We start from the raw sequence: 24,547 nt of genomic DNA, 5'->3' as shown, positions 1-24,547 counted from the left end.
GTACGTTGCGGCTTCATCGTAGCAGTGCAATGAGCCGCTGTCAATTCAGATTGGTGGAATATTTGGGGTAATTATTCGGGCACAATATCGGCCAGCGAGGTTACGGTAATCGTGCCACCAGCAATATCAATCGAGCGAACGACCGCGCGCACCATTGGCACCAAAATATCTGCTTGGCCTAATTTGCGCACCACTAAAACATCATTTGCACCAGTTTCAATAATTTCGGCTGCTTGGCCAATCACCTCGCCAGCCTCGGTTTGCACCTGCAAGCCAACCAAATCGTGCAAGAAATATTCATCATTGGCCAAAGGCGCTGCATCGCTGCGATGAATATAGACTTCGAGGCCTTGCATTGCTTCGGCAGCCTCGCGGCTATCAACTTCGGCAAGCCGCAACAAATACAGGCTGCCTTTGTGTTGGTGCAAGCGGCCAATCGTGAACGGTTTTGAGAGGTCGCCAACAAACAAGTGTTTGAGCTTTTGAATATGTTCTGGGTGCGATGAGATCATCGAGATTTTTAACTCGCCGCGCACGCCAAATGCCGCAGAAATGCGGCCAACTAACAAGAAATCATCAATATTTCGAGCTGTCACGAATTAACCTCTAGGTGGACCCGTTTGTTTTGGCGAGCGCCAACGATGCCCAATACGTCGCGAATGGCTTTGACCACGCGCCCATTGCGCCCGATGACTTTCCCTGCTTCGCTTTGGGGAATGCGCAGATCGAGGGTAATGCTGTGGTGACCAGTGCGTTTGCTAATTTTAATGTCGTCGGTATCGATCAAGCCTTCGACGATGTAGTTCAATAAATCTTCCATAGCTGCATCCTTGCGCATAGAAATGGGTGTGAAGCCAGTGCCTCACACCCGATTTGCGAGCTTACTCAGCGCTTTTTTGACCAGGAGCGCGGAAGCCAGCGGCTTCGGCACTTTCCACGGTGTCGAACCACAATTCAGCCACGGTTGAATTGTAGTAGCGGCTCCCAGGAACGTGGTACAACATTGAGTTTTGGTTGCCTTTGATGGCATAGCCTTCTGGGGCGCTACCATCGGCCAATGGGCGCACGCTGCCAGCAAATTCGCCAGCTTCGGCTGCGGCCTTGACAGGAGCAGCAACGGCGGCGGCTGGTGCAGCAGCGGCTTTGGTTACAGCTTTCTTAGCCTTCTTGACTGGAGCTTCAACCTTAGCTGGAGCTTCGCCGATCAATTTGCCTTCAGCATCAACCACACCCAAGTTTTTCAACAAGCGCACTACGGTATCTGATGGTTGGGCACCAACGCTCAGCCAGTAGCGAGCGCGATCTTCCTTGATAAACACAACTTTTGGTTGGGCTTGGGGATTGTAGTGGCCAATCGTTTCAATAAACTTGCCATCGCGTGGCGCATGCGAATCTGCAATAACAACACGATATGCGGGCTTGTGCTTCATGCCCATCCGGCGAAGACGAATACGAACCATTCGAGTGTTTCCTCCAAAAGTGAAAAGTAAAGCGAGAACATACTTTATAGGCCATAAACATATGCTGTTCTATGCTCTATGCTCTCTGTTCTCTGAATAATTATTTGAACATGCGCATCAGGTCGCGCGGGTTTTGGCCGCCTTTGCCGAAGCGTTTCATCATGCGTTGCATTTCACGGAACTGTTTGACCAAGGCGTTGACATCTTCGATCCGCGTACCGCTGCCAACTGAGATCCGGCGTTTGCGGCTAGGATCTTTCAGCAAGTCGGGGTTGCGGCGCTCTTTGATAGTCATCGATTGAATAATCGCTTCGATTCGTTTCATCTCGCGATCATCAAGCGCTTCGTCAAGGTCTTTCATTTGGCGCAGTTGTTTGCCAATCCCAGGAATCATGCCCAAGATTTGTTGTAATGGGCCAAGTTTACGCATCGAATTCATAGCGCCAAGGAAATCTTCAAAGTCGAAGGTGCCTTTGCGCATCTTCTTTTGCATTTTCTTGGCTTCGTCTTTGTCGTACACTTGCTCGGCGCGCTCGATCAAAGTCATCACGTCGCCCATGCCCAAAATTCGTTGGGCTAAGCGATCGGGGTGGAATGGTTCGATGGCATCGGTTTTTTCGCCCGTCCCAAGGAACTTGATTGGCACCCCAGTAACTTCGCGCATCGAGAGCGCGGCCCCACCACGGGCATCGCCATCGATTTTGGTCATAATCAAACCAGTCAATGGCACTTTGGCGTGGAAGGCCTCGGCAACTTTGACCGATTCTTGACCGATCATGGCATCGACGACCAACATAATTTCGGTTGGCCCGATCCGCTCGACGACTTGTTGTAACTCACCCATCAAGCGTTCGTCGATCTGCAAGCGTCCGGCGGTATCGACGATCACAAAGTTGTTGCCATTGATCCGAGCTTGGCGCAAAGCGTGCTCAGCAATATCAGGTGGCGCAACCTCGGTACCTTCGCTAAAAACCGGAATATTCAATTGCTTGCCGAGCGTTTCCAACTGCTTAATTGCGGCTGGTCGGTAGATGTCGGCGGCAACCAACAATGGCGTTTTACCTTTTTTGCGCATATACAGCGCCAATTTGGCGGCCATGGTTGTTTTACCAGCACCTTGTAACCCGACCAACATCACAATCGTCGGCTGCTCGCGGTTTTTCGATTCATTGATTGGCACATTGGCATCACCAAGCAAGTGCACCAATTCGTCGTGAACGATTTTGATCACTTGTTGACCAGGAGTCAAACTCTTGGTGACTTCTTCGCCAATCGCTTGTTCGCGGACCCGCGCCACAAAATCTTTGACGACTTTGAAGTTAACATCTGCTTCCAACAAGGCCAAGCGCACTTCGCGCAAGCCCGCATCAACATCAGATTCAGTTAGGCGGCCTTTGCTGCCCAACCGGTTGAAAACATCGGTTAAGCGGTCGGATAGATTCTCAAACATCATACACCTCACCGCAACAGAAAAAACTGGCAGAAACTCGGCACGCCCTAGCGCGGAAAGTTTCCTGTCAGCATTTTGTCGCATTGTAGTTGATTACACACGGCCTGTCAAACTGCTTTCTTTGGGGAGATTTTTGGCGTCGCTGCCTCTAGTGTAGCACACAAAAAGCCTATTAGCGTGTATCATAGCGGCATTTACTACGATTTGTCGCAAGGAGTTCGCGATGAAAAGCGCACAACTGAGTGCTATCGCTTGGACGCTATTACGAGTCGTTGTCGGCATTGTGTTCGTGATTCATGGCTGGTCGAAGGTGACAATGATTGGTGAGATTGCCGCAACCTTTGGCAACCAATATCAGTTACCAATTCCAGCTGTTTTGGCGTGGTTGGTTGCAACTATCGAATTTTTGGGTGGCTTGGCATTAACGGTCGGGGTGTATAGTCGGTGGGCGGCTTTATTGCTTGGTTGTGTCATGCTTGGGGCGATTAAGGTTCATTGGGGCAAATTTTTTTATTATGCAGAGGGCATGGAATACGATTTAGTCTTGCTCACGGTTTGTCTAGTCATTGGCTTAAATGGCGGCGGCCCCTATTCAGTTGATGAACTGGTTTTGAACAAGCCCCCAGCCAAAAAACCTGCCTAACCTGCTTGCATTGCACCCAACGATCAAAGATAATAGCACAGCTGAACTATCCATTCTGCTATTTCTAGGAGCGTTGCCCAATGCCTGATGGTAAAACCCATGATATGCTAACAGTTTTTACGGGCATTGTTGGAATTCCAGTGATTTGGCGGTTGGTACCAAACAGTGATTTATTAGCGGCTTTTGTTTGGGCCGGAACCCATATGGTCTCTGGCATGGCCTTCTCGCCCGACCTCGATTTGGCCTCAGAACCGTATAACCGCTGGGGGCCACTGCGCTTTATTTGGTGGCCCTATCGCGAGCTGGTGCCGCATCGCGCCGGAATTTCGCATAGCTTGGTGTTTGGCCCACTCTTTCGGTTAGCCTATTTCTTGGTGATGGTCTGGCTTTCGTTTTATCTGGGCATGACCCTGATTAATAGTTTTACACCAGTTGATACTGCCACCATCAGCACTGCCTTTATTGCCGACCTCAAACAGCTTTGGTATAGCGATCGCCAATTAATTATCTATGGCTTGATTGGCTTCATTACTGGTGGCGCGGTGCATTCAATTGCCGATTGGCTGATTGAGGGCCGCGAGCCTTACCACCGCTCGCTGTTAATGCCATGGCGCAAGCGGCGCCGCAAACGCCGCCGCGATGATTGGGGTTGGTAATTTAGCCCAACCAGGTGCCAACTTTGCCATCGCCGCGACTGCCAAGCAGCAGCTCTGGTGGGGTTGGGCGTTGCTGCCAAAAACGGTTCCAATTGGCAATCGCATTCATTTTATAGGCACCAATGATCGCAAAGATGATCAAGAGCGAAATAATAATAAATTGGCTTCCTAAGATCGCGAGGATGCCAGATTGAAACGCAATAACAAATGACTGCGATTGAACGGAGCCAAGGTCGATGTCGCCAATCAGCAGGGAAAAAATCACGCTAACCGACATCAAAAAGGCAAAGCCAATCACGAGGATCGTCAAAAATCGGCCTAGGGTATAGCTTGCTCGGAGCCATGCATCAAGCATCGGCATTTGCTTGCCTGGTTTGGGATGGGTTGGCAAGAGGCCAATTTTGCTGCGCTCAATGGAAAAAAGGGTATTTGTGCCACGTGGCACGACCGGAACCCAAGCCATGGTTGGCGGTGAATCGGTCAAGGCAAGCAACATGGGCGACCCCATAATATTCAGCCCAACGCTATTAACTGGTTGGGTAAAATTATGCGGCAAGACCGGCCAGCCAACGAATGGCACCGCCAAAAGCAATTGCTCTGGCACTTCAACCGTTTGAAAATCTTTTTCGCGAATTGCCTTGAGTGCGCCACTAACTGGGCGGCGTAATTGGGGCTGGCCGGTTGGACCCCAGGCAATCATCCATGGCCCCAAGGTACGATAGCCATGGACTTTGAGCCACTGTTCTGCTGCGGCCATAACTGGCCCAACATAGCCTGTTGGCAGCGGGGCAATCAGCTCTTGGTGGGCTGGCAAAACATGCAGTTGGAGCGCCATCGCCTCAGGCAGATGTTGGGCAATTAGGTGTTCGATGGGAAAGTCATTGCTCACGCTGTTTCTCCGACTCTAGCTCAATGATCAAGAGGGGTGGTGTTGGGGTCGTTGCCCAAAAACGGTTCCATGCCTGAATTGCACTGCGGCGCTGGCGCCAAATCACCACTCCCAATAGCATGCTTCCAATGATACCAAACCAACGCAGGGCTGTGAAGATCGCAACGCTTTGCAAAAAAAGCACCTGTGGCTCAGCCCCCAGCCACCATTGAACCAAAGCCCAAGGCATGCTCAAGAGCAAAATGCTGATGATTGCGGCCAATTGTAAACGTAAAAAAGGTGGCCATGTATGCTGCCATTGATCGCGCCAGGTCAATTGTTGACCAAGCTCAGGCACAGGCCGTTGCCAGCCAAGCTTGCGCACCCACCAGCTATGACGTGGCCATAACGCCCGCGCCCCTAGCGGCACGACCGGAATATAGGCCTGCACCCGAGGCTCGACCCCAACCAACGGCAAGACTGGAATCAACGGTGCACTCAATGGCTCCAAGCCTTGCTCGCTCAATTGATCATAGATGCCTGCAAGGTTGTAGCGTTGCTGAGCATCAAGCGTCAGCCAGATTTCAGCCACCAAGCGGGCCTCGATTTGTTGCACGCTATATTCGGCGCTTAACTTCGGATCAAACACATGGGCAATCGGCTGATAGAGCATGCGCTGGGCTGCTGGATTCCAAGTTTGCAGCGCTGGACCAAGCGCCGTATAGCCCTGTAAACGCAAGGCTTGGCGCATGTGGTCTGCTTGTTCAAGCACTTGCGCAAGCTCCGCCCGCCGCAAAACGCTGTCGTGTTGTTCGAATAAAAACAGTGCTAGCATAGCGCTCAATTTCTTGGCCTCAGCCATTGTTTGCTTGTTCAGCCTAGTATAGCAACGATCTGCTGATTGCTGAGCAGATTAACGAAATATAGCATATTTGTGCTAAAAATATTCGACATTATGGCTATTTAACGGTATAATACAAGGAGATTAACTTTAGGGATTTAGCGCTTACGTAAGGGATAAAATTCATGGAAATAGGGATTGTCAAGCCAGTTGCAATTGTCGATGAGATGCGCACTGCCTATCTCGATTATGCAATGAGTGTGATTGTCTCGCGGGCGTTACCTGATGCTCGCGATGGCCTCAAACCAGTGCAACGGCGGATTTTATATGCAATGTTCCGCGAAGGGCTGTTGCACAACGTTCGCTATTCCAAATGTGCAGGTGTTGTCGGCGAAGTGCTCAAGAAGTATCACCCTCACGGCGATTCTTCGGTGTACGATGCGCTCGTGCGGCTCGCCCAACCATGGAATATGCGCTATCCGCTGGTCGATGGCCAAGGCAACTTCGGCAGTGTCGATGGCGACGCAGCTGCCGCCTACCGATATACTGAGGCGCGACTCAAGGAAATTGCCGAAGAATTGTTGCGCGACATCGACCGCGACACGGTGAATTTTGGCCCCAACTTTGATGGTGGTTATCAAGAACCGCTGGTGTTGCCAGCCCGCTTGCCCAATTTGCTGCTCAATGGCTCATCGGGGATTGCAGTCGGCATGGCCACCAATATTCCGCCGCATAACCTCGGCGAGATTTGCGATGGCATTAGCTACTTGGTCGATAATCCCGATGCGACGGTTGAAGATTTGATTAAGTTCATTCCTGGCCCCGACTTCCCAACCGGCGGCTCGATTTTGGGCACTGAAGGGATTGTTAGTGCTTACACCAGTGGCCGTGGCCGAATTCTCATTCGTGCCAAAGCCCATATCGAAGAAGCTGCCCGTGGTGCGTATCATATCGTCGTGACCGAATTGCCCTATCAGGTCAATAAATCACGCTTGATCGAACGGATTGCCGAGTTGGTCAAGGATAAACGGATCGAAGGCATTCGCGACGTGCGCGACGAATCCGACCGCTCTGGGATTCGAATGGTGATTATTTTGAAGCAAGATGCCCAGCCCAAAAAGGTGCTCAATCATCTCTTCAAATACACCAGTATGCAAACGACCTTCGGCGCCAATATGTTGGCCTTGGTCGAAGATGGCAAGCAGCCACGCACGCTTTCGCTCAAAAAAGCACTGCAAGAATATATCGAGCATCGCCAAATCGTTATTCGCCGACGCACTGAGTTTGATTTGGCCAAAGCCAAAGCACGGGCGCACATTCTCGAAGGCTTGAAGATTGCGCTTGATCAGCTTGACGAAGTGATTGCGACGATTCGCGCTAGCCGCACTGCGGAAACAGCGCGCAGCAACTTGATGAAAAACTTCAAACTCAGCGAATTGCAATCGCAAGCGATTTTGGAAATGCAATTGCGGCGTTTGGCTGGCCTCGAACGCAAAAAGATCGAGGATGAATATAAAGAAGTGTTGCGCTCAATCGCCGATTTCGAAGATATTTTGTCCAAGCCAGAACGGGTTTTCAGCATCATCAAAGATGATGTGGCCGAGCTGAAGGAAAAATATGGCGATGTGCGCCGCTCGCGAATTATTGCCGATGCAACTGGCGATATCAGCACCGAAGACCTGATTCCCGACATGAATGTGTTGGTAACGGTGACCGATCGCGGCTACATCAAGAAACTGCCTGGCGATACCTATCGGGTGCAAAATCGCGGTGGGCGGGGCATTAAAGGCATGACCACCAAAGAAGATGATGTGGTGGCACATCTCTTGATGTGTAATACGCTGAACGACTTACTGTTCTTTACCAACCGTGGGAAAGTCTATCAACTCAAAGTACACGAAGTACCCGATGCCAGCCGCACGGCCAAAGGCCTGCCGTTGGTCAACTTGATCTCGCTAGAGCCAGGCGAATTGGTCACATCATTAATCGCCGTTCCCGATTTCGACGATGGCGAATATTTGGTGATGACCACCGTCAAAGGCCGAATCAAGCGTACCAAATTGAGCGAATATAGCTCGGTGCGTTCGAATGGGCTGATTGCGATTGGGCTTGATGCTGGCGATGAACTACGCTGGGTCAAAACCAGCAATGGCGATGAAGATATTTTGATGACAACCCAACATGGTCAAACCATCCGCTTCGGCCAAGACGAAGTACGCCCGATGGGTCGGCCAGCCAGTGGCGTGATTGGGATCAAAATGTCGGCCAAAGATCAAGTGGTGGGGATGGATTTGGTTCGACCAGATTCACAACTTCTGGTGATTACCTCACATGGTATGGGCAAGCGTACCGACCTTGAAGAATATCCAGTCAAGGGGCGGGCAACCCAAGGGGTAATTACCATGCGGCTTAAGCCAGGCGATATTATTGCCGCCGCATTAGTGCTGACTGATAGCGATATTGTTACCACAATTACGCGCAATGGCGTAGTGATGCGCACCCGTGCTGATAAGATCTCCAAATATGGGCGATCAACCCAAGGCGTTAATGTAATCAATCTTGATAAGAAAGATACAGTTGCCGCAGTCTCGGCTGAAACTCCAGTTGACGACAAAAGCGACGATTCGGATGCCAACGATAGCCCCGGCACAGTAACCCTCACTGCTTAAGCTTTTTAAGCAATTCATTTGCGAAAAACCCGTTGCATGCCTGATGTGCAACGGGTTTTTGCGGGTTAAACTCAAATTCAGCTATATACCTAGATCACACTTTTTTTACCCTGTTTTAATCTAGCTATTCATGGAAACTGTGATATAATCGGGGAGACATAACATAATACCAGCAATTTTCCACCTCTATATCCCATCTACTTACCATCACCACTGTCCGCTGTCGGCTGACCTATTGACCCAGAAAGCGAAGGAACGGAAGATACACCAACAGGCCGAGGAGCCTGTGAACCGCCATGATAGCGGGGTCTCTTTTCCGCGCAGTCAAAGAGGATTGCAAGGAGGCGAGCATGATCTCTTCAAGCGTTTATATGTTGCTTGAGCAAGCGATCGATACTCCCGAAAAGCTGCATTGTGTCATACTATTTGCACAACGAACAGTCAATCAAGGCACGGCTGCTCACATCGCCCGCCAGCTCGGGCGTGATATATGGAGCATTGAGCGCGCGCTCAAAGAGCTCAGTGAAGCAGGGATTCTTTCCATCGCCGGTGAAGGCAAGTCATCGTGTTACCACTATCAACCGCGGGCGTATGTGGTCAATGCCTTGGAGCTGTTAATCCAAACCTACAACGACCCGATTTTGCGCAGCGAAGTATGCGATTATGTGCGTGAGCTAGCCAGCTATGCACCCTATCGTGCCCACTTCCATACCATGCTCACAATCTAAATCTGCGTTGGCTCGTAGCTCCTGAGAAGAGAGAGTGACGCAGGTTTTTATTTATTTCTCCTAGGCTTAATTTTTCTTCAATGCTTTAGAATATATCGATTATACCAATTCAAGCAGATCTGCGATGTGGATATTGCTTGACAGGTATAGTTTTTTTTGCTATTCTCTTTTTCGAGAAAGATCATCAATTACCACACTTCACTCCCAACATACTCCATTCCACATCCTCTTTGCTTAATTTCCAGCAATAGGTTATGTAGCACTTAAATCTACAATTGATTTAGAATTTTATTTTAGCTAGCGATAAATAATAAGCATTGATTAACCTTCATTGCTCAGTACTATCTATGCTTGATCAAGTGAACAATAATATTGCAAGTATTTTAATTTCCAAGAAGGATTCGTTATGTCTCGTTTGTTCTATCAACGTGGATTGGGATGCTTGTTATTTAGTTTGCTCTTTTTTGGCTGTGATTCAACCCAGCTACCTACCAACATACCCGAAGCAAGCCCATTTGCGCCAGGCGAAGTTGTTGAGCCAACAACTTTAGAAGAATTTCTGCGCGTGAGCAACTTGCGCGAAGCGCTCGAAATTGAATGGCATAACCCTACCACGCAAAGTTGTATTACGATTCGTGATCAAGCCTTTATTCAGCAGTTTGTCGATACGATGCTTATGCCCCAAAGCACAACTCCGATCAGTGCCAGCGAAGCAACCTTGCTCATCTTCGAGACCAACAGCCTTGATCAGCCAGCAGATACCCGTCTGATTGCGCTTAATCTTGATCCTGTTCAAGCCACCGCTGCGTTTAACAATCTATCAACGCCCAATTGGCCAATCGATTTGCAGGGTCAATACCAACTTGGCGATCCACAGGCGTTGTTGGATTTATTGGCAACCATCGAACCAAAATCAACAACCAATGGCCCTGTGTGTGAGTAGCAGATAAACCTAAATCCAAGCTGAATGTGCCATAGCATCTCGCACCTACACTCGATTCGCAAGCAGGAACCATTGCTGGCGGCTGGTATACTAACGCCGAAAGCGAATTAAGCTAGCGAGGTAGCATTGTGGAACGTTTAGTGCTCAATGGCGAGCAGTTAACTGTCGATGGTTTGGTGGCTGCCGCTCGGAATCCAGCAATTAAGGTTGAATTAGCTCCTGAAGCAATTGAACGAATGCACTATTCGCGCGCTGCTGTCGAGCGCTTTGTGGCCGAAGGTCAGGTGGTCTATGGCATCACCACGGGCTTTGGCCATTTTCAGAATCGCACGATTGATAGCGACCATGTGCGCGAATTGCAACGCAATATTATTATGAGCCATGCCACTGGCACAGGCACACCATTGCGCCGCGACCAAGTGCGGGCAATGTTGATTGTGCGGGTCAATACCTTGGCCAAAGGCTTTTCGGGCATTCGCCCCTTGGTTGCCCAAGCCCTGCTCGATCTGCTCAACGCCGATATATTGCCAATTATTCCCTGCCAAGGCTCGCTTGGTGCCAGTGGCGATCTTGCGCCGCTTGCGCATGCCAGCTTGATTTTGCTTGGTTTGGGCGAGGCGGTTGAGGCTGGCCAATCGCCAGTCTATGGTCAACGCATGAGCGGAGCCGAAGTTTTGGCCCGCTTGAATCAAAAACCTTTGGTTTTAGAGGCCAAAGAAGGCCTCGCCTTGACCAATGGCACCGCCTTGTTGAGCGGGCTGGCAGCCTTAGCAATTTACGATGCAGAGCAATTGTGTCGCACTGCAGAAACTATCGCCGCCTTGTCGATGGAAGCCTTGGCGGCCTTACCCTCGGCCTTTGATCAACGGCTGCATGCGATTCGTCCGCATCCGCGCCAAATCGATAGCGCGCGCAGTATTCGCCACCTGTTGCAGGGCAGCAGCTTTGTGTATCCCAACGGCGAAGCTGATCCGGCGCTGTATGGGCCACATAAAGTGCAAGATGCCTACTCGTTGCGTTGCGTACCCCAAGTGCATGGCGCAATTCGCGATGCAGCCTGTTATGGGCGCTGGGCCACCGAAATCGAACTCAACAGCGCCACCGATAATCCCTTAATTGTGCCGGTTGATCCTGAGCAGCTTGCTGGCGAATACGAGGCGATTTCGGGCGGTAACTTCCATGGCGAGCCATTGGCCTTGGCGATGGATTTTCTTAAAGTGGCCTTGAGCGAGCTGGGCAACATTAGCGAGCGCCGCACGGCGCGCTTGGTTGATGCAGGCTTGAATGGAAATTTGCTGCCGCCATTTTTAACCGAGCAAGGCGGCTTGCACTCGGGCATGATGTTGATTCAATATACGGCTGTGGCGTTGGCGAGTGAAAATAAAGTGCTGGTGCATCCCGCTGCTGCCGATACGATTCCCACCTCGGGCAATCAAGAAGATCACGTCAGCATGGGGCCGACCGCCGCCCGTCAAGCGGTTGAGATGCACGATAACGTGGTGGGCATTTTGGCTTGCGAAGCGTTGTGTGCTGCCCAAGCGATTGATTTACGTTGGCAAAAGCATCAGCATTTGCAGCTTGGGCAAGGCACGGCGTTGGCGCAGCAGGCAATTCGGCAGGTTGTGCCATTTTTGGCCGAAGATACCGTAATGTATCCACATATCGAGCGCTTGAAGCAGTTGATTGTTGCTGGCAACTTGGCTTTGGCAGAGTAATAGGAATCGGCTATTGGGGATCGGGGACTGGGGATCGGTTCTAAAGTTCCTTTATTCCAACCTCTCGCTCACTGAAGACAGGCAAGGGGAGCAGACCATGGTCGTTAGGGTTGGGGATCGGTTTTAACTTCCCAATCCCCAACCACCGATTCCCAGCCTTTACAAGCGTTCTAGATCTTTGGCTCCGCGTCGCCAATCGCTGGCGGCCATTGGGCGTTTGCCTGCTGGCTGAACTTCAAGCAATTCGAGTGCGCCGCTGCCCGTCGCGACTAAAATTTGGCCTTCTTGTTCAATCAGCGTGCCTGGCTGAGCGTTGCCGCTCCAACTACTATGCGCTTTGGATCGCAGAATTTTAAATGGCTGATCGTTGAGTTTTACCGCAGTTCCAGGCCATGGATCATAGGCGCGGGTCATGCGTTCGATCACAATTGCTGGCAAACTCCAATCGATCAAGCCATCGTTTTTGCTAATCATTTGGGTGTAGGTTGCTTGGCTATCATCTTGAATTTGGGCTTGAATTTGACCAGCAGTATAGGCTGGCAAGAGCTGAGCGAGCAACTCGCCACCTTGGCGCATCAGTTGGGCCGTCCATTCACCAGCCCGCGCATCCTTGGCCAAGGGCATGACCACTTGACCCAAGATTGGCCCAGCATCCATTTTGGCAGTGAGCTTGATGATCGACACGCCAACTAAATCATCGCCTGCCAAAATTGCCCCCGTAATTGGTGCTGGCCCACGGTAGAGCGGCAAAATCGATGGGTGAATATTCAAATAACCCAAGGCGGGAATTTGTAAAACATTTTTGCGCAAAATCTCGCCATAGGCCGCAACAACCCCAACTTCTGGCGCAAAAGCCTGCAAGCGCTCGACCGCCGCTGGATCTTTGAGGGTTTCTGGCTGAAACACCGGAATCCCAAGCCGTTCGGCGGCAAGTTTGACTGGCGGCGCGGTGAGCACATTTTTGCGCCCAGCAGGTCGATCTGGTTGGGTCACGACACCGACAATCTCATGGCCGCTGGCGTGCAATAACTCAAGTGGCGCAACCGCAATTTCGGGCGTGCCTAAATATAAAATTCGCATTGGCGATACCTCAGACTGAGAAAGTTTTCCAGCACGCATGATACCGTGCTTGCTGGAAAATCGAAAGCAGCTAGGCGCGCTCTAAACGGGCACAGGTGCAAGGATAGCCAGCATTATCGCTTTCAAAGGTTTTGCTGCTGATAAAGCCAGCCCGTTGATAGAGTTCAACGGCTCGGCGGTTTTCAGCAAGGGCAATCGTCCAAGCGCCAGCCCCAATCTGCTCAAGGGCAAAATTGAGCAATTGGCCGCCCAAGCCACGGCCATAATGGCTTGGCGCGATATACAACCAGCCAAGATATTTGCCATTAATCCCAACAAAGCCCACCACCTGATCATCAATGCTGATGACAAATTTTTGTGATTGCTCAAAATCGCTGAGCGAGACTTGATCGTCTGCAAGCGGGATAAATGCTCGTGGGTCGCACGCGCCGCGCAGTTCGTCGGGGCGGGCTGCATCGTGAATTTGGCTAACGACAGCCCAATCGGCTGCTGTATAGGGGCGAATCTGCCCAAGGGTTGGATTTTGCATAATTGAAACTCCTGCAATGGTAAAGATGGCGAGCATACCAACTTGTGGCTCAGCCCACATCCGCCCTGAGAGGGAGCACAATCAAGTTAATGCCTGATCGCAGCAAACTGAAACTGTGTTAAGATAACGCGCAGTTCAGCGGCAATAGCAGGCGGAAACAACCCAGTATGCTTGGATGGCTCCAGCAACAATCCAAAATGCTTACATGGCGCACACTTTTTGGTTGGGCAATGGTTGTTCAGCTGGCTTTGGTGTGTCCATTGGGCTGTGTGATTCATTGTTGGCTACAACACCAACCAATGCTGTTAAATGCTGAGGCTCAGCCAGCAAGCATGTTTGTCTGCGAACTGATGAACCAAGCAGATTCATTGCCCAATGGAACCCCGAGCGGCCTAGCCTCAAATGGCATGGGCAGCGGTTTGGTGGCAATGTTTGCGCTGCTTGGTTTTTGGCCAAGCCTTGGGTTTGGCTTGCGCAGCTTGCGGCGGGTAAATTGGCTGATTCAACACCCCTTAATTTCGTATCAACAGCGATTAACCACACCCCCTCCCCGTTAAACCCAACTCAATCCACAAATACGCCTTTGTGATCTCAGCGTGGCTTTACGCTGAGAATGTTTGAGTTTGGGAGTTTTCTCCAATGCCAATTGTTTTGCGTTTGCGCTCTGCCATTGCTGGATTGGCGCTTGTGGGCTTGGCCGCCTGTGGTTCAGCCACAACCGATAGCAATATAGGGCGCTTTACTGGCGTTCCAACGACGGTTCCTGGAGCTGGCAATACTGCTGCAAGCACTGGCGACGCTGCTGCTGGCAAGGCAATTTTCGATGGCACGACCGCGATTGCTGGTGCGCCACCCTGCCTGAGTTGCCATGTGGTCGATGCCGCCAAACCGCAAACCGTCGGGCCAAATCTGGCCGGAATTAGCCAGCGTGCCGCAACGCGGGTTGCAGGCCAAACCGCCAACGCCTATTTACACAGCTCAATTGTCGATCCCAATAGTTATGTGGTCGATGGCTTTGCCCAAGGCTTGATGTTTGCGGGCTATGACGATGCGCTTACACCCCAACAGGTCGATGACGTAGTGGCCTATTTATTAAGTTTGCAGTAAATCCGAGCTAGTTGCTGCGTTTATCTCACGTTGCACGTCACGGCTTTGGTGCAGCAGTAATTGGGATAAGCGTAGCAACTCCATCCTTCTTGCAGAACGAACGAGGTTTTTAAATGACAATTACAACTACCAACGATGGCATAACCAGCGACGAACGGCGGGCACAGTCGGTTTTTTATCGGGCAATTTGGCGTTGGCACTTTTATGCAGGTCTATTTGTTGTGCCCTTGATGATTGTGTTGGCGGTAACTGGCAGCATTTATCTGTTCAAGCCGCAACTTGATCGGTTGATGTATGGCGATTTGATGAACGTTGTCCATACCAGCGGCTCGGCCCAAAGCTACACCAGCCAAGTTGCTGCGGCCCAAGCTGCCTATCCTGCGGCTAGTGTTGGCAAAATTCGCCCAAGCGATGCCCATGATCGCAGTACTGAAATAAGCATGAGTACCAGCGATGGGCGCAACCTGACGGTTTTTGTCAATCCTTATACCAGCCAAGTGCTTGGTGAGCGCGATGAAGATTGGAACTTGCAAACGGTTGCTTTGAAATTGCACGGCGAGTTGCTAATTGGCACAGTTGGCGATCGAATTATTGAATTGGCTGCCTGCTGGGCGATTTTGCTTACGCTTTCGGGCATTTACCTCTGGTGGCCACGCTCGAAAAGCGGCATTTGGGGCACATGGTTGCCTCGTTTGCGCAGCAAAAATAAACGTATTTTCTGGCGCGATTTGCACGCTGTACCAGGCATGTACGCCTCGTTGATTGTGTTGTTTTTGCTGATTACGGGCTTGCCTTGGACGGGCTATTGGGGCGAAAACTTTGCCAATATTTCGAGCAAATACCCCAACCAGCTGTGGAGCAATATTCCGGAATCGACAGCCTTAACTGGCAGCCTCAACACTACGACCGATAAAGTTGTGCCATGGGCGGTTGAGCAAGCGCCATTGCCGCAATCGAATAGCGATCATGCTGAGCATCGCGGCAACGGAACCAGTGCACCAGTGCCAAGCAGCGCCAGCGAAGGGCCGCAAGCTGCCACGCCAGTTACACTGGATTCGGTGATTGCGGTGGCCAAAGCGCGGGGCGTGATTGCCAGCTTTACGGTTACGCCACCAAGCAGCGCAAAAGGCGTGTACACCATCGCAGCGGTCGCCAACGATCCTGCTGACGAAGCCACAATTCACGTCGATCAATATAGCGGGGCAATTTTGGCTGATATTCGTTGGCGTGATTATGCCTTGGTTCCCAAAGCAGTCAGTATGGGGATTTCGCTGCACGAAGGCAAATATTTTGGCTTGCCCAACCAACTTTTGGCCTTATTTGGCGCGTTGACCGTGTTGCTGCTTTCGGTTTCGGGCGTGGTGTTGTGGTGGAAGCGCCGACCTGCTGGGCGCTTGGGTGCGCCAAATTTACCAGCGAATTTCCCACATTGGAAGCCTGTGCTGTTGCTGGTGGCGTTAGCGAGTTTAGCCTTTCCGTTGGTTGGTGCATCGCTGTTGTTTATGTTGGTGTTGGATCTAACGCTGTTTCGGTTTGCGCCAGGCTTGAAGCAGCGTTTTGCCTAATTGCAAACAGGGTTAGGGCCGTTGCGGCTCGTTGCTTTGATTGCGAGCAAAACGATCGAGCACGCGCCGCAACACGCGCAAAGCCAATTCCATTTGGGGCACAGAAAGCAAGCGGGTTTCGTCATCTGGCTGGCGGAAGCCCGCTGCCGTGCCATCAGATTTAAGCCCAACCACACTGATGGCATGATAGCCCAAGGCCAAAAGGCGAGCGCTATCAAGCCGTTCGCCGCGATAAGCCGAGCGAATGAGCGGCGCGCTGGCGGATTGCAGTTCGTGGAACATCTTGGCTAGTTGCTGATCGGGCTTACGCTCGCGCCACAAGCCTTCGCCAGCCACAATCGTCAAATTGCCGCGCCCAAGCCATGGCAAATTGATGAACCACGTTTCTTCTTTGGGAAAGGGATAGCTGTTGAGTAGAGCTTGAATGCCAGAGCCTGCGGCGGCTCCCGCACCGAGGGCCACAACCCACAACTCAACATCATCGCGTTGGGGCCAATCGGCGGCGAGTGCAATTGCGGTTCCGACGGCGGCAGCATCAACAGCGCCAACAGTCCATTCTGCCCGCGATTCGCGGCGTAGCACAACCAGCAAACATACCAAGAGCAACAAGCCAGGAATTAATAACACACTGTGCCAAGCAGGCAGGAAAATAGCAATCCCAAGCGCGACTAAGCCCAAACTGAAACCAAAAGGGATACTCAGCAGCCAAACTCGCAGCCAACTAGCACGACTGGGCGAAAGCATGCGCGGCGAATCAAGGTGGCACAACAGCACAATCCGTGCGCGGGGAGTACGAGTGGCAGCCCGAGTGCCAATCACATTTTGGCTGGGGCGTTGGCGCAATAAACTGGCCAAAACTGGCGGGCCATGCAGTTCGCGCACAGCGAGCAACAGCAGCAATACCATCAAGGCAATTGAAGGATAGGGCAACCACCAGCCCAAGCCAAGCGCCACCAACCCCACCCCAGCCAGCAGGCCTAAGCCCGCGCTGGGAGCAGCAGCAGCCGAGAAGGTTTGCACCCCAACTTCGAGGCCAACTTGGCGCATTTGGGCCGCAATAACTGCTGAGGCGCGCGCTTCGGCAGTTGAGGTTGCAGGCCGCTCGCCAATTTCGTCGGCAAGCGTGCCGGTAATTCGTTGTTGCACAGATTGTTCGCTCATTTTAACTAAGGCTATTTGAGCCCGTGAAGCGAGCAATTTTTTCTGAGTTGCCATCGCAACCCCCACAGGCAAAATCGTCAATAATTGATTACAGCCTTCGCTTCTCTGGTCAACCCACAGGCTGGGGGCAAGGTTCTATTCTACACATAATCGTACTATTCGTGAAATTTAGCAAGCGCCAATGCTCCTATCTTTTGGGCTTTGGGCTATTGGCTAACAGAAAGGATGAAGGTGAAGAATGAGGGATGAAGGGCTAAAATCAAAAGGCAGAAGTCAAAAATAAAAATGGGGGTCGGGGTCTAGGGGCCAGGGGTCGGAGGTTCAGTGGCTAAACATTAAACACATTGCAGCAGAGGATGTGTGGCTATGGGAACAATCATCTGAGCTAATCTGAGTCAATCTGTGGCAAAAACGAAACCTTCGCGTTCTTCGCGCTCTTCGCGGTTTCCGTCCTTCGTGCCCTTCGTGTCCTTCGTGGATCAGATTAACAAACGAGTTGGCACGCCAACTGCCTTGACCTGGCTTGGCAGATCGCGAATAACCACTGCTCCTGCCCCCACCACCGTCCACGCGCCAATGCTGCGGCCTTGGATAACATTCGCGCCCATACCGAGCGCAACACCTTCGCCAAGCTGGCAATTGCCTGCTACATGCGAGCCTGGGTTGAGATTGGAAAATGCGCCAACAGTGCTATCGTGGCTGACGCTGGCGCCAACATTCATAATGCTATGGGGGCCAATGCTGGCTAAAGGGCCAACAACCGCGTTGGGAAAAAGCATTGCACCTGCGCCAATTGTGGCATGCGGCGAGATGATTGCATACGGCGAGATTGCACTAGCAGCGTGCAACTCTGAGCCAAATTGGTGGGCAATTCGCTGGCGGGTGGCATTATCACCAATCGCGATAATGACGCTAAATTGGCTTAAACGGCTGGTCAACCAAGCAATTGGGCCTAAAATTTGAATCCCAAGGCTGGTTGTGCCATGTTGAGTTTGATCATCGGTCAGCATGCCATGCAATGGGCCGCCTTGGCCTGCCGCATGTTGGGCCTGCACAATTTCGGCAACTTCGCGAGCATGGCCGCCAGTGCCAACGATAATCACTGGGCGCATTATTTGCCTCACAAATCTTTGGCCACGCCATCGCGACCATAAATGCCAACAGGCCGCACGATTGCGCCGATTGTGCGCCAGAGAATCAGCAGATCGAGCCGCCAACTCCAATGCGCAATATACCAACAATCAAGCTCAATTCGGGCTTCCCAAGTGATATCGTTGCGACCATTAACTTGCGCCCAGCCAGTAATACCTGGCCGAACCGCGAGGCGTTGGCGCTGTGCGGGCGTATAGCGCGCTACTTGTTCAGGCAAGCTGGGGCGCGGGCCGATTAAGCTCATCTCACCGCGTAGTACATTCAATAATTGGGGCAATTCGTCGAAGCTCCAACGCCGCAGCCATTGGCCAACGCGGGTAATGCGCTGATCATTATGGGCGATTTCGATACCTAAGCCTTGGCGTTCTGCATTAACCACCATGGTGCGAAATTTATAGAAAGGAAATTCACGCCCAGCCAGCCCAACTCGGGGGCGATTATAGAAAATTGGGCCACGCGAAGTCAATTTAATTGCGCCAGCGATCAGCAGCAACAATGGGCTAAGCAGCAATAGCCCCAATCCAGCCACAATCAGATCAAACCAGCGTTTACTTGGAGCAAGTGGCGTTGCTTGCATAGCGTTCCTTTAGCTCAATGCCAAGCGTTCGATGCGGCGCAAGGCTTGCTCTAGCTCACGGCTAATTTCACTTTTAACCAAGCTGATCGGCACAACTTTGGCGATTGGGCCTAAAATTGGCTTGAGATCAAAGCTTAGGCTGGCATGAACTTTGGTGCTATTGGCTTGGGGCTGAAGTTGCCAATGGGCCACAATCGGCAAGGGTTGTTCAGCTTCAAAGCGAATCGATTGTTGCTCAATGGTGCTAAATGTGCCTTGGGCCGCCTGTGTGCCAAGGTATGCGCCAAAATCGAAATAGGCAGTGAGTGGCTGTGCATCGCTGGTTGGCTCGCTCACGTCAACTCGCGCAATCCGTGGCAAAATTCGCGGTAAATTATGCGGATTGGTCAACAATTGCCATAATTCGCTGATTGGGCGGCGTAGCTGGCGTTCGCGGGTCACGGTGATCATCGGCGCTCCTTAGCTTTTATGGCGGCCTTGGATCGCCGCTAGCTCTAATGAAAAGGCTTGGATTGGGGCGTTTGGTCGCCATTGCGGCCAATTGCGGCCATAGCGTTCGGCCAAGGCCACCAGCGCAAGGCTGCCATCGGCCAAGGGCTTGGCGCTGGCTTCGGCCACAACTGAGCGAAACGTCCAATCGGGGTTGATTTTATCAGCTTCGATGCACCAACCAGTGGGTTGTTGTTGCAACAGTTGCGCCAAGCGGCCTGCTGCACGCACCGCAATCAACAAGGTTTGATCGTGGCGCACAAAAGCCAAGGGAACTGCATAACTTGCCGCGCGCGCTTGGTCAAAGCCAGCAATGCGCAGCACTTGCAGTTCATCGAGCAAGGCCAAAGCTTCTGCTGGCGCTAAAATACGCATCATAGGCCATGCTCCCAGTGCCGCCCGCCGATGCGTTCGATCTGAATACAGCCAGTGGTTGCTTGGCTAATCGTGTTGATGACTGCACGTGGCCCAGCTTTCAATGCCTTAGTTGCTTGATCGAGAATTTGTTGCCAGAAGCCAGTACCATATTTGAAGGCTAGCAAGCGAATGGCATGGGCATATTCTGCGCCAAGTGGCACATCGCGGTAACGGCCCCACACAAAAACGCTGGTTGAGCCAGTTGGCTCAAAGGCATCTGCTTGCAAACCAACCCCTTGTGGATAGCGGCGCAACAAATTAAGCTTATGGCCTGGCTGAGTTGCAAAATAAATATGCGGCGCTTCGCAGACAAAAAACAGCGGCGCGAGATTGCTTTGATTACGGGCATGATCGTGGGTTGCCAAGCGTCCGACCGAGACTTTGGCTAAAAATGCCCAAATTTGGGCCGCATTGAGGCGTTGCCCATCGCTTAATTGTTCGGTTTGGTGTTGCATAATGTCAATTATACGAGCAATTTGATTAAATGAGTATCTATGAAGCCTGCAACCATCGTTCGAACCTCACTGATGTTGATCGCTGCTACTGCTGCTTATAAAATGCTAGGTTTTGCTGAAAAGCTTGCTTTAGCCCACTTTTTTGGCACGAGCACCACCGCTGATGCCTATTTGGCTGGTGCGGCGGTTGTGTTGCTGATGGGCTTTTTGTTGGGCGATATTGCTGGCCCAAGCTTAGTGCCGATGATTTTGCATGATCGCGCTGCTAGCCCACGCACATTGCGCGCCAGTTTGGGCTTGGTTGGCTTGGCGGCAGTGCCATTAACCTGCTTGGGCTGGCTTTACGCCGCGCAATTAGCACGCTTATTTGGGCCTGGCTTCGACCAACCAACCTTGCTGATGACCGCTAAAATTATTCGGATTGGCTTGTTGGCCTTTCCGGTAATGTGTTTTTCGGCGGTGCTCGGCGCTTGGTATCAAGCCTTTGAGCAATTTACGCGCCCAGCCTTGGCCGATTTGATGTTGAAATTGGTGCCAGTAATTGCCTTGTTGGCAACAGGCAGCGTCTATGGCTTGGCCTGGGGCTTGGTGGTTGGCGCGGTGTTGCGATTAATTCCCTTGTTGCAAGCAGATGTGCCGTGGTTGCCAAGCTGGCGCTGGCGGGGAGCGCGATTAACCACGGTTTTGCAGCATGCTTATCCATTATTATTAACCTCGCTGGTGTCGGTGCATTTGATTAGCGTGATTGAGAATGCAATTGCTTCGACGGTTGGCGCTGGCGCAGTTGCGGCCCAAACCTATGCGCGGCGAATTGTCGAAGTACCGATTATTTTGTTGCCGCAAGTGCTTGGGCGGGTGCTGTTTCCCATTTTGACGAGCTTGGTGTTGGAACGTAATTATCAGGCTTTGCAAGCTTGGTTGGCTCGTTGTTGGCGTTGGTCACTGCTGCTAACTGTGCCGCTAATGGTGTTGGGCATGGTCTTGTGCCAGCAGATTGTGGCCTTGTTGCTGCAACGCGGTGCATTCGACCAACAATCGGTGCAGATGACCAGCACAGCCTTGTGGGCGGCTTTGCCTGGTTTGCCAGCCTTAGCGCTCAGCAGTTTGTTAATTCGTTTCAGCTATGCAATGGGCGATACGCGCTGGCCCAGCGTGATGCGGGTGCTGGGCGCGTTGCTGCAAATTGGCTTGGCCTTGTGGTGGCGGCGCTGGGGCTTGGCTGGGCTTGGTTGGGCCACAACCGTTTCATTATGGGCCGAAACTTTGGCCTTGGCTTGGTTGGCTCAAAAAACTGTGCAGCAACCAATGCGCTTGAATTGGCGTTTTACTTGGCAGGTTGGCCTTGCCAGCTGCTTGGCTGGCGTGGCGGCATGGCTGGTGATGCGGGCATGGCAACCAACCAGCACCAGCAGCTTATTACTGAGTTTATCGAGTGCCTCGCTGGTCGGTTTGCTTGGCTTTATCCTGATTTTGGCCTTGGGCCGAAATGCGGAAATTGGCGTGCTCTGGCAGCGTTGGCAACAAGGAAAAATTTAATGATTTGGTTGTATTTAAGTTTATTTGGGGTTAGTTTTTTGGCGGCAACAGTCTTGCCTCTTGGTTCAGAGGCAGCCTTGGCCGCAATGGTCGTTCATGCTGAATCGTTATGGTTGCCGTTATTTATTGCTACGTTGGGCAATGTGCTTGGCTCGGCTACGACCTTTTGGCTTGGGCAACGAGCACGGACAGTCATCGATCAGCGCAATCGCAAAATTGCTGAGCGCATGCAACGGGCTGAGCGTTGGCTTGGGCGTTGGGGCACGCCAGCCTTGATTTTGGCGTGGTTGCCAGTGATTGGCGATGTCTTGGTGGGCGTGGCTGGGGCCTTGGATCTGCCATGGTTGCCAAGTATGGCGTGGATTACGCTTGGCAAAGCGTTGCGTTATGCAGCAATTGGTGCGGCAGTGCTGTGGGTTTAATCCAAAACCCAACCCAGCCTCTTTGCGTAGTAACGATATGCGATAATACCATGAGGCTGCAACTACCCAGTTGACCATAACGTCCAATGTAGCAGTGCAGCGAGCGATTCATCTATTCTCGCAATGCAGCGAAAGGAACATACAATGCGTTTGATTTTATATCTTGGCAAGGGTGGCGTTGGCAAAACCACAACCGCAGCAGCAACCGCCGTGCGGGCAGCGCGCATGGGCTATCGAACCTTGGTCGTCAGCACCGATGTGGCCCACTCCTTGGCCGATGCCCTCGATTGCCAAGTTGGTGCTAACCCAACCCAACTGAGCGATAACCTCTGGGCGCAAGAAATTAATGTGCTCGAAGAAGTGCGCCAACACTGGGGCGAGTTGCAAGGCTTTGTTTCCAATTTGCTCAAGCGCAAGGGTGTAAACGAAGTTGCCGCCGAAGAATTAGCCGTGATTCCAGGCATGGAAGAAGTTGTCAGCTTGTTGCATATTCGCAAGCAGGCCAAAGAAGGCAACTACGATGCAGTCATTGTTGATGCAGCGCCAACTGGCGAAACCGTGCGCTTGCTGACCATGCCCGAAACCTTCACCTGGTATGCTTCGCGGGTGATGCAATGGGAAACCAGCACCATGAAAGTGGCCAAGCCCTTGATTCGGGCTTTGGTGCCAGCCTCGGATATGTTCGACACCTTGCCACGCTTTGTTGAACAGGTCGAAGCGCTCCGCGCAACCTTGGCCGATCCCAAGATTAGTTCCTATCGCTTGGTAGTCAACCCAGAGCGCATGGTCATCAAAGAGGCCCAGCGCGCAGCCACCTACTTGGCCTTGTATGGCTATCCGGTCGATGGCGTGGTGCTCAATCGGGTCATGCCAAGCGATGTGCGTGGCCATAGTTTTATTGAGCAAATGCAAGAAGTGCAGGCCAGCTATCGCGCTCAAGTGCACGATATTTTCACGCCGTTGCCAATTTGGGAAGCGCCAATGTACTCGCGTGAAATTAAAGGCCTTGATGATTTGGCTGATGTGGGCGCAGCGTTGTTTGGCGATCGCAATCCGCTTGATGTTTTTTACGTGGGCAAAACCATGGACATTACTAAGCAAGGCGATCAATATGAATTACGCTTGCCCTTGCCCCACGTCGAAGTTAATAAAGTTAATATGACCAAACGTGGCGATCAGCTGTTTATTGAAATTGGCAATTTCCGCCGCGAGATGATTTTGCCGACGATGTTGGCTGATCGGCCAGCCTTGCGCGCGGTGTTTCGTAATGGCGAGTTGGTGGTGCAATTTGGTGCGCCAGCGCCGCTTGAAACTGCCTAGCGGTAAGTGATTGCTTAAAAGTTAAAAGGGTGGTTTTTTCACATAATTGGGTGTGATCACCACCCTTCCGTCCCGCCTCAAGGCGGGAGACGCAGGGGTTTTTGGACGAGGGGTCTGAAGTCAGGGGCTGGGGATCGGTTGGTCGTTCTGGGACAACAGCCTAGAGCCTTATCATCTTCGTGTCCTTCGTGGATCAAAACTTCATGTTCTTCGTGATCTTCGTGGTTGCTGTCACCTGATCTCTAACGCCTGGCCCCTGATCCCTCGTGCGCTATTCAGCTTGCAACAAAATCCGCGTAATTTGCTCCAAGTGAATCAAATCGTGGCCAGTTACCTGCATCAAGGCATCGGCCAGTGAGAATGCGCCCAGCTTGGCGTGGGTTCCTTGGCGTTGCCATTGATCAGGGTTGAGGCTTTGGAAAAACTCCACGTAGCGGGTGCGCGAAACACATAATTCAGCATAGACGGCGTGTAAATCGCTGGCGTTATAGTTGCGCTCGCGAGCCAGTTCATCAGGGCTGTAGCTTTGAAACAGCGGATTATCTTGCTCAATGATGCTGGTCGCACGCTCTTGAAAAATCTGGTCGTAATCGCGCAAATGGCAGACAACTTCGAGCACCGTCCAGCCAGCAGCGCCATCGCGCAAGGTTGTGGCTTGTTGTTGGCTAACGCGAGCCAAAATATGACCCAAAGTTTCGAGCGTGCGGCTCATCAGTGGCACATGCCAGCGCAACATCGAATTAATTAAACTGGAATCAGACATG

At 51.8% G+C, this 24,547-nt stretch carries 27 protein-coding genes and 1 pseudogene; 12 read left to right on the top strand and 16 right to left on the bottom strand.

Features of this window, described 5'->3' with window-relative positions; translation table 11 throughout:
* Nucleotides 1-71: 71 nt before the first annotated feature.
* From rimM to ffh, 5 genes and pseudogenes are all read right to left on the bottom strand, one after another.
* Nucleotides 72-596, bottom strand: a complete 525-nt coding sequence (gene rimM / locus SE18_RS16560) for a ribosome maturation factor RimM (RefSeq protein ID WP_054535576.1) — start codon at nt 594-596, stop codon at nt 72-74.
* Nucleotides 593-820: a KH domain-containing protein gene (locus tag SE18_RS16555; RefSeq protein WP_054535575.1), complete on the bottom strand. Its 228-nt coding sequence runs from the start codon at nt 818-820 to the stop codon at nt 593-595. Before SE18_RS16555 ends, rimM begins: the two co-directional genes overlap by 4 nt.
* Before the next feature lie 61 nt (nt 821-881).
* Nucleotides 882-1,067, bottom strand: a complete 186-nt coding sequence (locus tag SE18_RS28425; protein WP_456237438.1) for a sunset domain-containing protein — start codon at nt 1,065-1,067, stop codon at nt 882-884.
* 126 nt (nt 1,068-1,193) lie between these two features.
* A pseudogene (gene rpsP / locus SE18_RS28360) lies at nt 1,194-1,460 on the bottom strand (30S ribosomal protein S16); the annotation flags it as partial.
* Nucleotides 1,461-1,560: 100 nt separating this feature from the next.
* Nucleotides 1,561-2,910 carry a signal recognition particle protein gene (gene ffh, locus SE18_RS16545; RefSeq protein WP_054535574.1) on the bottom strand — a complete coding sequence of 450 codons (1,350 nt, stop codon included), beginning with the start codon at nt 2,908-2,910 and terminating at the stop codon, nt 1,561-1,563.
* A 223-nt stretch (nt 2,911-3,133) separates the two neighbouring features.
* Between ffh and SE18_RS16540 the strand changes: the two genes are divergently transcribed.
* Both SE18_RS16540 and SE18_RS16535 read left to right on the top strand, forming a co-directional pair.
* Nucleotides 3,134-3,553, top strand: coding sequence for a DoxX family protein (locus tag SE18_RS16540; RefSeq protein ID WP_054535573.1), 420 nt, complete (start codon nt 3,134-3,136; stop codon nt 3,551-3,553).
* A gap of 80 nt (nt 3,554-3,633) precedes the next feature.
* Nucleotides 3,634-4,209 (top strand): metal-binding protein, encoded by a 576-nt coding sequence (locus SE18_RS16535; protein ID WP_054535572.1) that lies wholly within the window; start codon nt 3,634-3,636, stop codon nt 4,207-4,209.
* 1 nt (nt 4,210) lies between these two features.
* On the opposite strand, the gene SE18_RS16530 is transcribed toward SE18_RS16535, so the two are convergent.
* Both SE18_RS16530 and SE18_RS16525 read right to left on the bottom strand, forming a co-directional pair.
* Entirely contained in the window at nt 4,211-5,098 is an 888-nt protein-coding gene (locus tag SE18_RS16530; protein ID WP_054535571.1) for a hypothetical protein, read from the bottom strand.
* Nucleotides 5,088-5,912, bottom strand: a complete 825-nt coding sequence (locus SE18_RS16525; RefSeq protein ID WP_152976675.1) for a hypothetical protein — start codon at nt 5,910-5,912, stop codon at nt 5,088-5,090. Before SE18_RS16525 ends, SE18_RS16530 begins: the two co-directional genes overlap by 11 nt.
* Before the next feature lie 191 nt (nt 5,913-6,103).
* Between SE18_RS16525 and gyrA the strand changes: the two genes are divergently transcribed.
* From gyrA to hutH, 4 genes are all read left to right on the top strand, one after another.
* Nucleotides 6,104-8,587, top strand: coding sequence for a DNA gyrase subunit A (gyrA, locus tag SE18_RS16520; RefSeq protein WP_054535569.1), 2,484 nt, complete (start codon nt 6,104-6,106; stop codon nt 8,585-8,587).
* A gap of 350 nt (nt 8,588-8,937) precedes the next feature.
* Nucleotides 8,938-9,315 carry a hypothetical protein gene (locus SE18_RS16515; RefSeq protein WP_054535568.1) on the top strand — a complete coding sequence of 126 codons (378 nt, stop codon included), beginning with the start codon at nt 8,938-8,940 and terminating at the stop codon, nt 9,313-9,315.
* Between the two features lie 406 nt (nt 9,316-9,721).
* Nucleotides 9,722-10,258: a hypothetical protein gene (locus tag SE18_RS16510; RefSeq protein WP_054535567.1), complete on the top strand. Its 537-nt coding sequence runs from the start codon at nt 9,722-9,724 to the stop codon at nt 10,256-10,258.
* Nucleotides 10,259-10,386: 128 nt separating this feature from the next.
* A complete protein-coding gene (gene hutH, locus SE18_RS16505) occupies nt 10,387-11,973 on the top strand; it encodes a histidine ammonia-lyase (protein ID WP_054535566.1) in 1,587 nt (528 codons plus the stop codon).
* Between the two features lie 159 nt (nt 11,974-12,132).
* On the opposite strand, the gene fmt is transcribed toward hutH, so the two are convergent.
* Both fmt and SE18_RS16495 read right to left on the bottom strand, forming a co-directional pair.
* Nucleotides 12,133-13,053 carry a methionyl-tRNA formyltransferase gene (fmt, locus tag SE18_RS16500; RefSeq protein ID WP_054535565.1) on the bottom strand — a complete coding sequence of 307 codons (921 nt, stop codon included), beginning with the start codon at nt 13,051-13,053 and terminating at the stop codon, nt 12,133-12,135.
* Between the two features lie 70 nt (nt 13,054-13,123).
* Entirely contained in the window at nt 13,124-13,582 is a 459-nt protein-coding gene (locus SE18_RS16495) for a GNAT family N-acetyltransferase (protein WP_054535948.1), read from the bottom strand.
* A 167-nt stretch (nt 13,583-13,749) separates the two neighbouring features.
* On the opposite strand from SE18_RS16495, the gene SE18_RS16490 reads away from it, so the two are divergent.
* From SE18_RS16490 to SE18_RS16480, 3 genes are all read left to right on the top strand, one after another.
* Nucleotides 13,750-14,139, top strand: a complete 390-nt coding sequence (locus SE18_RS16490; protein WP_054535564.1) for a hypothetical protein — start codon at nt 13,750-13,752, stop codon at nt 14,137-14,139.
* A gap of 82 nt (nt 14,140-14,221) precedes the next feature.
* The gene (locus SE18_RS16485; RefSeq protein WP_054535563.1) at nt 14,222-14,689 is read left to right on the top strand and encodes a c-type cytochrome; all 468 of its coding nucleotides are present in this window, start codon (nt 14,222-14,224) and stop codon (nt 14,687-14,689) included.
* 113 nt (nt 14,690-14,802) lie between these two features.
* Complete coding sequence (locus tag SE18_RS16480) at nt 14,803-16,254, top strand: PepSY-associated TM helix domain-containing protein (protein WP_054535562.1); 1,452 nt, start codon at nt 14,803-14,805, stop codon at nt 16,252-16,254.
* Nucleotides 16,255-16,266: 12 nt separating this feature from the next.
* Here SE18_RS16480 and SE18_RS16475 read toward each other — a convergent pair whose 3' ends face one another.
* The 6 genes from SE18_RS16475 to SE18_RS16450 form a co-directional block, all read right to left on the bottom strand.
* Nucleotides 16,267-17,400, bottom strand: coding sequence for a hypothetical protein (locus SE18_RS16475; protein WP_152976674.1), 1,134 nt, complete (start codon nt 17,398-17,400; stop codon nt 16,267-16,269).
* A gap of 494 nt (nt 17,401-17,894) precedes the next feature.
* Complete coding sequence (locus SE18_RS16470; protein ID WP_083469960.1) at nt 17,895-18,527, bottom strand: acetyltransferase; 633 nt, start codon at nt 18,525-18,527, stop codon at nt 17,895-17,897.
* Nucleotides 18,528-18,535: 8 nt separating this feature from the next.
* Nucleotides 18,536-19,144 (bottom strand): sugar transferase, encoded by a 609-nt coding sequence (locus tag SE18_RS16465; RefSeq protein WP_054535560.1) that lies wholly within the window; start codon nt 19,142-19,144, stop codon nt 18,536-18,538.
* Nucleotides 19,145-19,153: 9 nt separating this feature from the next.
* The gene (locus tag SE18_RS16460) at nt 19,154-19,594 is read right to left on the bottom strand and encodes an SRPBCC family protein (RefSeq protein WP_054535559.1); all 441 of its coding nucleotides are present in this window, start codon (nt 19,592-19,594) and stop codon (nt 19,154-19,156) included.
* 9 nt (nt 19,595-19,603) lie between these two features.
* On the bottom strand, nt 19,604-20,011 hold the full coding sequence (locus SE18_RS16455; protein ID WP_054535558.1) for a pyridoxamine 5'-phosphate oxidase family protein: 408 nt from the start codon (nt 20,009-20,011) through the stop codon (nt 19,604-19,606).
* Nucleotides 20,008-20,505 (bottom strand): pyridoxamine 5'-phosphate oxidase family protein, encoded by a 498-nt coding sequence (locus tag SE18_RS16450; protein WP_054535557.1) that lies wholly within the window; start codon nt 20,503-20,505, stop codon nt 20,008-20,010. Before SE18_RS16450 ends, SE18_RS16455 begins: the two co-directional genes overlap by 4 nt.
* Nucleotides 20,506-20,544: 39 nt before the next feature.
* Here SE18_RS16450 and murJ point away from each other — a divergent pair, with 39 nt between their 5' ends.
* The 3 genes from murJ (at nt 20,545) to SE18_RS16435 (ending at nt 23,783) form a co-directional block, all read left to right on the top strand.
* Nucleotides 20,545-22,041, top strand: a complete 1,497-nt coding sequence (murJ, locus tag SE18_RS16445) for a murein biosynthesis integral membrane protein MurJ (RefSeq protein ID WP_054535556.1) — start codon at nt 20,545-20,547, stop codon at nt 22,039-22,041.
* Entirely contained in the window at nt 22,041-22,463 is a 423-nt protein-coding gene (locus tag SE18_RS16440) for a YqaA family protein (RefSeq protein ID WP_054535555.1), read from the top strand. The genes murJ and SE18_RS16440 overlap by 1 nt, the downstream gene beginning before the upstream one ends.
* Nucleotides 22,464-22,607: 144 nt before the next feature.
* Nucleotides 22,608-23,783: an ArsA family ATPase gene (locus tag SE18_RS16435; protein ID WP_054535554.1), complete on the top strand. Its 1,176-nt coding sequence runs from the start codon at nt 22,608-22,610 to the stop codon at nt 23,781-23,783.
* A gap of 271 nt (nt 23,784-24,054) precedes the next feature.
* On the opposite strand, the gene SE18_RS16430 is transcribed toward SE18_RS16435, so the two are convergent.
* Complete coding sequence (locus SE18_RS16430) at nt 24,055-24,546, bottom strand: DinB family protein (RefSeq protein WP_054535553.1); 492 nt, start codon at nt 24,544-24,546, stop codon at nt 24,055-24,057.
* Between the last annotated feature and the right edge of the window lies 1 nt (nt 24,547).

The organism is Herpetosiphon geysericola, from assembly GCF_001306135.1.
In the GTDB taxonomy this organism is placed as follows: domain Bacteria; phylum Chloroflexota; class Chloroflexia; order Chloroflexales; family Herpetosiphonaceae; genus Herpetosiphon; species Herpetosiphon geysericola.
This window is presented reverse-complemented; position numbering and strand designations above follow the sequence as displayed.

Bases quoted from the DNA above. Each gene is read 5' to 3' on its own strand.
- SE18_RS16465 (WP_054535560.1), bottom strand. From the start codon at position 19,144: ATGCAAGCAACGCCACTTGCTCCAAGTAAACGCTGGTTTGATCTGATT.
- SE18_RS16485 (WP_054535563.1), top strand. From the start codon at position 14,222: ATGCCAATTGTTTTGCGTTTGCGCTCTGCCATTGCTGGATTGGCGCTT.
- SE18_RS16430 (WP_054535553.1), bottom strand. From the start codon at position 24,546: ATGTCTGATTCCAGTTTAATTAATTCGATGTTGCGCTGGCATGTGCCA.
- SE18_RS16515 (WP_054535568.1), top strand. From the start codon at position 8,938: ATGATCTCTTCAAGCGTTTATATGTTGCTTGAGCAAGCGATCGATACT.
- SE18_RS16435 (WP_054535554.1), top strand. From the start codon at position 22,608: ATGCGTTTGATTTTATATCTTGGCAAGGGTGGCGTTGGCAAAACCACA.
- SE18_RS16525 (WP_152976675.1), bottom strand. From the start codon at position 5,912: ATGCTAGCACTGTTTTTATTCGAACAACACGACAGCGTTTTGCGGCGG.
- SE18_RS16440 (WP_054535555.1), top strand. From the start codon at position 22,041: ATGATTTGGTTGTATTTAAGTTTATTTGGGGTTAGTTTTTTGGCGGCA.
- ffh (WP_054535574.1), bottom strand. From the start codon at position 2,910: ATGTTTGAGAATCTATCCGACCGCTTAACCGATGTTTTCAACCGGTTG.
- SE18_RS16540 (WP_054535573.1), top strand. From the start codon at position 3,134: ATGAAAAGCGCACAACTGAGTGCTATCGCTTGGACGCTATTACGAGTC.
- SE18_RS16450 (WP_054535557.1), bottom strand. From the start codon at position 20,505: ATGCAACACCAAACCGAACAATTAAGCGATGGGCAACGCCTCAATGCG.
- SE18_RS16480 (WP_054535562.1), top strand. From the start codon at position 14,803: ATGACAATTACAACTACCAACGATGGCATAACCAGCGACGAACGGCGG.
- SE18_RS16460 (WP_054535559.1), bottom strand. From the start codon at position 19,594: ATGATCACCGTGACCCGCGAACGCCAGCTACGCCGCCCAATCAGCGAA.
- SE18_RS16510 (WP_054535567.1), top strand. From the start codon at position 9,722: ATGTCTCGTTTGTTCTATCAACGTGGATTGGGATGCTTGTTATTTAGT.
- SE18_RS16535 (WP_054535572.1), top strand. From the start codon at position 3,634: ATGCCTGATGGTAAAACCCATGATATGCTAACAGTTTTTACGGGCATT.
- SE18_RS16555 (WP_054535575.1), bottom strand. From the start codon at position 820: ATGGAAGATTTATTGAACTACATCGTCGAAGGCTTGATCGATACCGAC.
- SE18_RS16470 (WP_083469960.1), bottom strand. From the start codon at position 18,527: ATGCGCCCAGTGATTATCGTTGGCACTGGCGGCCATGCTCGCGAAGTT.
- SE18_RS16455 (WP_054535558.1), bottom strand. From the start codon at position 20,011: ATGATGCGTATTTTAGCGCCAGCAGAAGCTTTGGCCTTGCTCGATGAA.
- SE18_RS16490 (WP_054535564.1), top strand. From the start codon at position 13,750: ATGCTTGGATGGCTCCAGCAACAATCCAAAATGCTTACATGGCGCACA.
- gyrA (WP_054535569.1), top strand. From the start codon at position 6,104: ATGGAAATAGGGATTGTCAAGCCAGTTGCAATTGTCGATGAGATGCGC.
- SE18_RS16495 (WP_054535948.1), bottom strand. From the start codon at position 13,582: ATGCAAAATCCAACCCTTGGGCAGATTCGCCCCTATACAGCAGCCGAT.
- fmt (WP_054535565.1), bottom strand. From the start codon at position 13,053: ATGCGAATTTTATATTTAGGCACGCCCGAAATTGCGGTTGCGCCACTT.
- murJ (WP_054535556.1), top strand. From the start codon at position 20,545: ATGAAGCCTGCAACCATCGTTCGAACCTCACTGATGTTGATCGCTGCT.